Consider the following 6,586-nt stretch of genomic DNA (forward strand, 5'->3'; position numbering starts at 1 on the left):
ACATTATCAAAAAAAGCTATATTTGGAGTAGACAAATGAAATTAATTAAACGCTTAGGGGCCTGTTTAGGCTTAGGTTTAGCCGCCGCTATTACCCCCCTCAGTGCGCAGGCCGAAGACACCGTCTTACGTTTTTCAAACTGGCTCCCACCCGCTCACTACATCGTCAAAGAGATGCTAGAACCATGGGCAGCTAAAGTAAACGAGGTCACCGAAGGCCGAGTCAAGGTTGAATTTATTAATCCTCTTGGCAAACCACAAGCCCACTTAGACTTAGTGCGCAATGGGGTAGCCGATATGGGTATGTCCGTTCACAGCTACACAGCCACCCGCTTTCCCTTAATCGAATTTGCAGAGCTCCCCTTCACCATCGAAGATGGCGGCATTAACTCGGTGGCTTACTGGCGCACCTACGAAAAATTCATGATGGAGGCCGATGAGCATCGTGGCGTTAAACTAATGGGTGTGTGGACCAGCCCAGCCACCGTCATCTTTACCAATAAAGACGAAATCAAAAACGTGGATGATCTAAAGGGTCTAAAACTACGCTCTCCTAGCCCTTTGTTTGACAGTATTGGTAAAGCCATGGGCATTGTTACTGTTAACGCCCCCGCCTCTGAAAGCTACGAAATGCTGTCGCGCGGTGTAATTGACGGTTTATATTTCCAGTACGACCAAATCGAAAACTTTAAGCTTGATAAACTCATTAAAAGTGCCGTTGCTGTACCAGGTGGCTTTGGCAAATCGAGCCAATACATGTTCATGAATGAACGCAAATGGAAATCCATTAGCGAGGCTGATCGTGCCGCTATTGAGCAAGTTTCTGGCGAATACATTGCCCGTGACTTTGGTACTAAATGGCAGCAAGCCGAAGTTAACGCCACAAAAAACCTGACAGATGCAGGTCTAAAAACCTACCATGTCGAAGGCGCGGAACTAGACAAGCTAAAGGCTGACTTAGCCTTTATTGAAAGCGACTGGATCAAAGCCGCCGACAAGAAAAAAATCGACGGTCAAGCTGCTCTTGATTTCTACAGAGCACAAATCGAGGCCCTAAGTAAAGAATAACTCTACGCAACCTTTGCCCCTTCAAACGCCTGCAAAAGCAGGCGTTTTTTTGTTTGCCGCATTCTCAAAATCATCAAAATACTATAAACCTAAATTAAATTTACTACTTTAGTATCAATAACTTATAAGAAAAATCTCATTGAAATAGATTTTTTTCACTGGGGTTTTCCCTAGAAATATCAAGTATTTGCACTAATTGGATACGCGTTGCTAAAACTGGATAGACCATAAAAAACAACACACATACCATCTAAATCATTCACAACTAAACAATATAAATGAGGTGGAGACAACAATGGCAACACAAAAGAAATCAACCTTAGCCATTGCCTGTGGGGCGCTACTGCTACTTAGCTCAAGCGCCACCATGGCAATTGAGGGTAATGGGCTACCCATTTATCCTGATGGCTTGGAATCTTACATGTCAGGAGCCTTACCTGGCCCAGGGGTACATCTACTGATGTATGGCGGTGCAATGCGTTACAACTCAGTACGCGATCACAGCGGAGACAAAATCCCCGTCCCCGGTTTCAAAGTGGATGTTGCCATGGTCGCACCTCGTGTGGTCTGGGTTACCCCTCAGCAAATCGCCGGTGGACAGCTCGCTTTCCATGCCTTATTCCCCTTGTTAACCGTTAAAGAACAAGCCATGGGATTAAGCAAACGTCGTAGTGGCTTGGGCGATATCGCCTTTGGCCCAGCCTTGGGCTATCACTTTAGTGATGCGGCGCATGCCGTTGTAGGGGTGGACTTTGTCGCTCCCACCGGTCGCTACAAAAAGGGCGAAATGGCGAATCTAGGCCGCAACTACTGGACCATACAACCTGCCGCTGCCTTTACTTATACACAACCTAGTGGCATTAACTTCGACCTAAAAGCCATGGTTGATTTCAATATGCGTAACAGTGATACCCGCACTCGTACTGGTCACGCCATCCATGCCGACTACGCGTTAGGCTACGGCTTTGGAAATGGCTGGGTAGCTGGCGTAGGGGGTTATGCCTATCAACAATTTCAAAAAGACAGCGGTCCTTTCGCTGGAGACGGCAAAGCCAGATCATTTGGTTTTGGCCCAACTGTGCGCTATGCCAATCCCAATGGCTGGCTCTTTACTGCTAAATGGCAACAAGACTTTGGTGTACGCAGCCGTCCCAAAGGTCATCAACTCTTAGCTAAAGTCGCTATTCCTTTTTAATCAATCACTAGACGGAGCAAATTATGAAAGGCTTAAAAGATAGAGTATTTATCGTTACCGGTGGAGCGACACGTATTGGCGCTGGTGTTGTCGATGTATTGCGTGGCTATGGCGCTCGTGTAGCTGTGTTTGACATTGATGCCACAGGCGGTGCTCAAGTGGTTGGCACAGACACCAGCACAGCTCGCTTCTGGCAAGTTGATATTACTGATGATGAGGGCATTGCCTCTGCAACACAGGCCGTGCAAGACCATTTTGGTCGCGTAGACGGTCTAGTCAATCTAGCTTGCTCCTACCTAGACGAAGGGCTCAATTCCAGTCGTGAGGACTGGCTAACAGCATTAAACATTAATGTGGTGAGCAGCGTTGAAATGAGCAAAGTTGTACGCCCATTTATCAAGCAGCAAAACGGTGGAGCCATTGTTAACTTCACCTCTATCTCCTCCTCAATTGCTCAAACAGGTCGTTGGCTCTACCCCGTCTCTAAAGCCGCTATTTTGCAATTAACACGTAGCTTAGCCATGGACTTTGCGGGCGATAAAATCCGTGTGAACTCCGTGTCTCCTGGATGGACATGGTCACGTGTTATGGACGAAATCACTGGGGGCGATCGGGCCAAAACAGATCGCGTTGCCGCCCCCTTTCACATGCTAGGTCGTGTGGGAGACCCAGAGGAGGTCGGCGAAGTCGTGGCCTTTCTCTTATCTGATGCAGCCAGTTTTGTGACCGGCGCTGATTACGCCGTAGATGGTGGTTACTCCGCCATGGGCCCAGAGCAAAATGTGCCTGCTATCCCTAAATTAGCCGAATAAATTAGCTTATCAATTCTTAAATACGTTGGAGACCTACTATGCGTAAAATCGCTATTATTGGCGGCGGCCAAGCCGGGATGCCTGTCGCTTTTGGCCTACTAGATAAAGGCTACGAGGTAGCCCTGTACACCAACCGCACACCAGATCAAATTCGTGACGGTCGTGTCATGTCCAGCCAGTGTATGTTTGCGAATGCTCTAGATGTAGAACGTCGCCTTGGCATCAACTACTGGGAAGATGAGTGTCCACCTGTAGAAGGCATTGGCTTTGCCCTGCCTAATCCGGATAAACCAGACACCAAAGCCGTGGACTGGAGTGGTCGCTTAGATCGCGTCGCTCAAGCCACAGACCAACGTATCAAAATGCCCGTCTGGATCGAAGAATTTGAAAAACGTGGTGGTCAGGTTATTTTTGAAGACGTGGGCGTTGCCGAATTAGAACGCATCAGTAACGAATACGAACTCACTATCCTTGCCGCCGGTAAAGGCGAGGTCGTGCGTTTATTTGAGCGCGATGCCTCTCGCTCTCCTTATGATAAACCTCAACGTGCTTTGGCCTTAACCTATGTACATGGTCTAGAGCCCACTCCCGAGTACTCTCGTGTGTCATTTAACTTTATTCCCGGTGTAGGCGAATACTTCGTATTCCCCTCTTTAACGCTATCCGGTCCCTGCGATATTATGGTATTTGAAGGTATCCCAGGCGGCCCATTAGATCGTTTCCGTGATGCACAAAGCCCTCAGGAACACTTTGAACGCAGCCTTTCCTTCCTACAAGAATTCCTCCCTTGGGAAGCCGATCGTGCACGTAACTGTGAGCTAACCGATGCACAAGGTTATTTAGCGGGTAGCTTCCCTCCCACAGTACGTAAGCCAGTATTAACTCTACCTTCAGGTAATATTGTGTTAGGTATGGGCGATGCGGTCGTCGTTAACGACCCAATTACTGGTCAAGGCTCCAATAACGCTGCAAAATGTGCACAAGTCTATTTAGACCGTATCTTAGAGCGTAGCGATCAACCCTTTGATCGTGATTGGATGGAAGGCACCTTTGAAAAATACTGGGATTATGCCAATCGCGTAGTGTCTTGGACTAACTCCATGTTAGTGCCTCCTACCCCACAAGCACTCGCCTTATTAACTGGTGCTGAACAACACCCTGACCTTGCTCATTTTATAGCAAATGCTTTTGATAATCCGCCCGTGCTGTATCCTGCTTGGGGCGATTTATCCGAAGCCGAAAAGCTCATTCAATCTAAAGCAAACGTGCCCGCCACGGCGTAAATTTGTATTACCAAGGAGTATCTCATCATGTCTACACAGGCCACTATGGAACCCGAAAATGCTGTCAATTTGTTCGACAGTCGTGCATTTAGACAAGCCTTAGGCCATTTTCCTACTGGCGTTGCGATTGTTACCACTCGCACCCCTGAAGGACGGCCTGTGGGCTTGACCATCAACTCCTTTTCCTCACTTTCCCTAGAGCCTCCTCTCATTATGTGGAGCCTCGTTAACCACTCGCCTAGCTTAGCTATTTTTGAAAACTGCAATTATTTTGCAATTAACGTCATTAGCCAAGCCCAAACCGAGGCAGCATTAGGCTTTGCTAACTCCAAAGTCGAAGATAAGTTTGCCCTGGTTTCACACGTAGATGGTGAGGATGGTGTGCCCCTAATTGACGATTGTGTCGCCACCTTTGTGTGTGAAAACTATCGTCAACACGAAGGGGGTGACCACACCTTATTTATTGGTCGTGTTGTACACCACAGCACCATCACTGAACACGAACCCGCCGTATTCCATCGCGGTAAGTTTGCTCGCTTAAGCGAATAAACATAAGGAGCCATCCATGCAACAACGTAGTGATGTGGTGATAGTCGGTAGTGGTATGAACTCATTGAGTTGTGCCGCCTTATTATCCGAACGCGGCCTAAAAGTGACAGTGCTAGAACGTAACGCTGTGGCGGGTGGTTGCATCCGTACCGAAGAGTTATTTCCGGGTTTTACTCATGACGTATTTTCCAGTTGGTATCCCCTTTTTGTTGGGGGGCCTGCCTATGCAGAACTAGCTAAACCATTAGCCGAAGCAGGACTACGTTTTGTGAGTGGTGTTTATAGCACCGGCTTAGCAACTCCAAATGGTACCGGCATTGCCCTTCGTCAAGACATGGATGACACCATTCAACGCCTGAATCAGATCACCGCAGGTGATGGGGATGCCGTTGGCACAGCCGCAGCCACTATGTTTGGCCCCGATGCGCCATTAGTCTTTGGTCTAATGGGCGGGGAACCCTATAGCTGGGACACCAGTAAACTTGTCTTTAACTCATGGCGTCAACGTGGTGTAGACGGCATGATGCAGTTCGCCTCTCAATCCTTAGAGAATTTTAGGCGTTGGGCCGAGCGCGAGTTAACGGGGGATCTAACCCGCGCCATGATTGCGCCCTGGGTTCTACACAGCGGTTTAGGCCCAGATGAAGCCACCTCATCACTTATTGGAAAACTCACGTTTTCTGCTGTCGTGTCTGGAGGCATGCCTGTGGTTGAAGGCGGCAGTTACAACATCGTTAAGGCCTTTATCAGCATCATTGAAAAAGGAGGGGGTCAAGTTCTAACGGGTAAACACGTTGACCAAGTCCTAGTCGAACAAGGCAGAGCTACCGGAGTCCGTGTAGGCTCTGAGCAATACTTAGCCGATAAAGCCGTCGTCTGTAACGTAACGCCTAACCAGCTTTACGAAACCCTATTACCTAATGCTGAACAACGTTATAAAGACCATGCCAAAGCCTATCGCTATGGGCGTGGAGGAATGCAAATTCACTTTGCATTAAAAGAAAAACCCACGTGGATCAATGAAGAGCTCATCCATGTGCCCATGGTTCACGTTACCGAAAGCATGGAACAAGTCTGTGCCTCTGTGGTGGAGGCAAATAATGGTTGGTTACCTAGCAAGCCCACCTTAGCCGTCGGTCAACCTATCGCCGTAGATCCGACGAGAGCACCTGATGGCTCATGGATTTTATGGGTACAAATGCAAGACATGCCATCCAGAATTAAAGCCGATGCGGCCAATATCATTGACGTACCTGCAGATGGCAAATGGAATGAGTCCGTACGCGAAGCGATGGTCGAGCGAGTCAAGCAGCGTCTAGAAACAGTGATGCCGGGTTGGTCGCAACATATCATTGGTCACAAAGCCTTTAGTCCTGCTGACCTAGAACAATGGAATATCAATCTTGTCGGGGGCGACCCTTATTCTGGGGTGTGTTCACCCGATCAGTTTTTCTTTATGCGCCCCTTTGCTGGACAGCCCAAAGCCCGTACAGGAAAAACACCAATCAAAAACTTGCACCAAATTGGTGCATCGGTGCATCCGGGGCCGGGATTAGGGGGGCAGTCTGGTTATTTAGCGGCTCAACGTATTGCTAAAAAATAAGGGGCTCGAACTGTTCGATTGAATCATTATTAAATGTATGCAATACTCTCCAATATGGAGAGATTAGTTAGCATAGG

Annotated in this window: 6 protein-coding genes; all 6 read left to right on the forward strand. The window is 48.1% G+C overall.

Going from position 1 to position 6,586, the window contains the following annotated elements:
• Positions 1-35 precede the first annotated feature (35 nt).
• The 6 genes from Q0Z62_RS06430 to Q0Z62_RS06455 all read left to right on the forward strand — a co-directional run bounded on the left by Q0Z62_RS06430 (position 36) and on the right by Q0Z62_RS06455 (position 6,509).
• Positions 36-1,067 carry a TRAP transporter substrate-binding protein gene (locus Q0Z62_RS06430; protein ID WP_298052371.1) on the forward strand — a complete coding sequence of 344 codons (1,032 nt, stop codon included), beginning with the start codon at positions 36-38 and terminating at the stop codon, positions 1,065-1,067.
• Positions 1,068-1,362: 295 nt separating this feature from the next.
• Positions 1,363-2,262, forward strand: coding sequence for a transporter (locus Q0Z62_RS06435; protein WP_298052374.1), 900 nt, complete (start codon positions 1,363-1,365; stop codon positions 2,260-2,262).
• Positions 2,263-2,285: 23 nt separating this feature from the next.
• Positions 2,286-3,074, forward strand: coding sequence for an SDR family oxidoreductase (locus Q0Z62_RS06440; RefSeq protein ID WP_298052378.1), 789 nt, complete (start codon positions 2,286-2,288; stop codon positions 3,072-3,074).
• 38 nt (positions 3,075-3,112) lie between these two features.
• Positions 3,113-4,357 carry a styrene monooxygenase/indole monooxygenase family protein gene (locus Q0Z62_RS06445; protein ID WP_298052381.1) on the forward strand — a complete coding sequence of 415 codons (1,245 nt, stop codon included), beginning with the start codon at positions 3,113-3,115 and terminating at the stop codon, positions 4,355-4,357.
• Positions 4,358-4,384: 27 nt separating this feature from the next.
• The gene (locus Q0Z62_RS06450) at positions 4,385-4,906 is read left to right on the forward strand and encodes a flavin reductase family protein (protein WP_269900757.1); all 522 of its coding nucleotides are present in this window, start codon (positions 4,385-4,387) and stop codon (positions 4,904-4,906) included.
• 16 nt (positions 4,907-4,922) lie between these two features.
• Positions 4,923-6,509, forward strand: coding sequence for an NAD(P)/FAD-dependent oxidoreductase (locus Q0Z62_RS06455; protein WP_298052384.1), 1,587 nt, complete (start codon positions 4,923-4,925; stop codon positions 6,507-6,509).
• The last annotated feature ends 77 nt before the right edge of the window (positions 6,510-6,586 follow it).

It is taken from the genome of uncultured Paenalcaligenes sp. (assembly GCF_947630565.1).
Taxonomy (GTDB): Bacteria; Pseudomonadota; Gammaproteobacteria; order Burkholderiales; family Burkholderiaceae_B; genus Paenalcaligenes; species Paenalcaligenes faecalis.

Coding starts and splice junctions, on each gene's coding strand:
- Q0Z62_RS06430 (WP_298052371.1), top strand. CDS start 36: ATGAAATTAATTAAACGCTTAGGGGCCTGTTTAGGCTTAGGTTTAGCC.
- Q0Z62_RS06435 (WP_298052374.1), top strand. CDS start 1,363: ATGGCAACACAAAAGAAATCAACCTTAGCCATTGCCTGTGGGGCGCTA.
- Q0Z62_RS06440 (WP_298052378.1), top strand. CDS start 2,286: ATGAAAGGCTTAAAAGATAGAGTATTTATCGTTACCGGTGGAGCGACA.
- Q0Z62_RS06445 (WP_298052381.1), top strand. CDS start 3,113: ATGCGTAAAATCGCTATTATTGGCGGCGGCCAAGCCGGGATGCCTGTC.
- Q0Z62_RS06450 (WP_269900757.1), top strand. CDS start 4,385: ATGTCTACACAGGCCACTATGGAACCCGAAAATGCTGTCAATTTGTTC.
- Q0Z62_RS06455 (WP_298052384.1), top strand. CDS start 4,923: ATGCAACAACGTAGTGATGTGGTGATAGTCGGTAGTGGTATGAACTCA.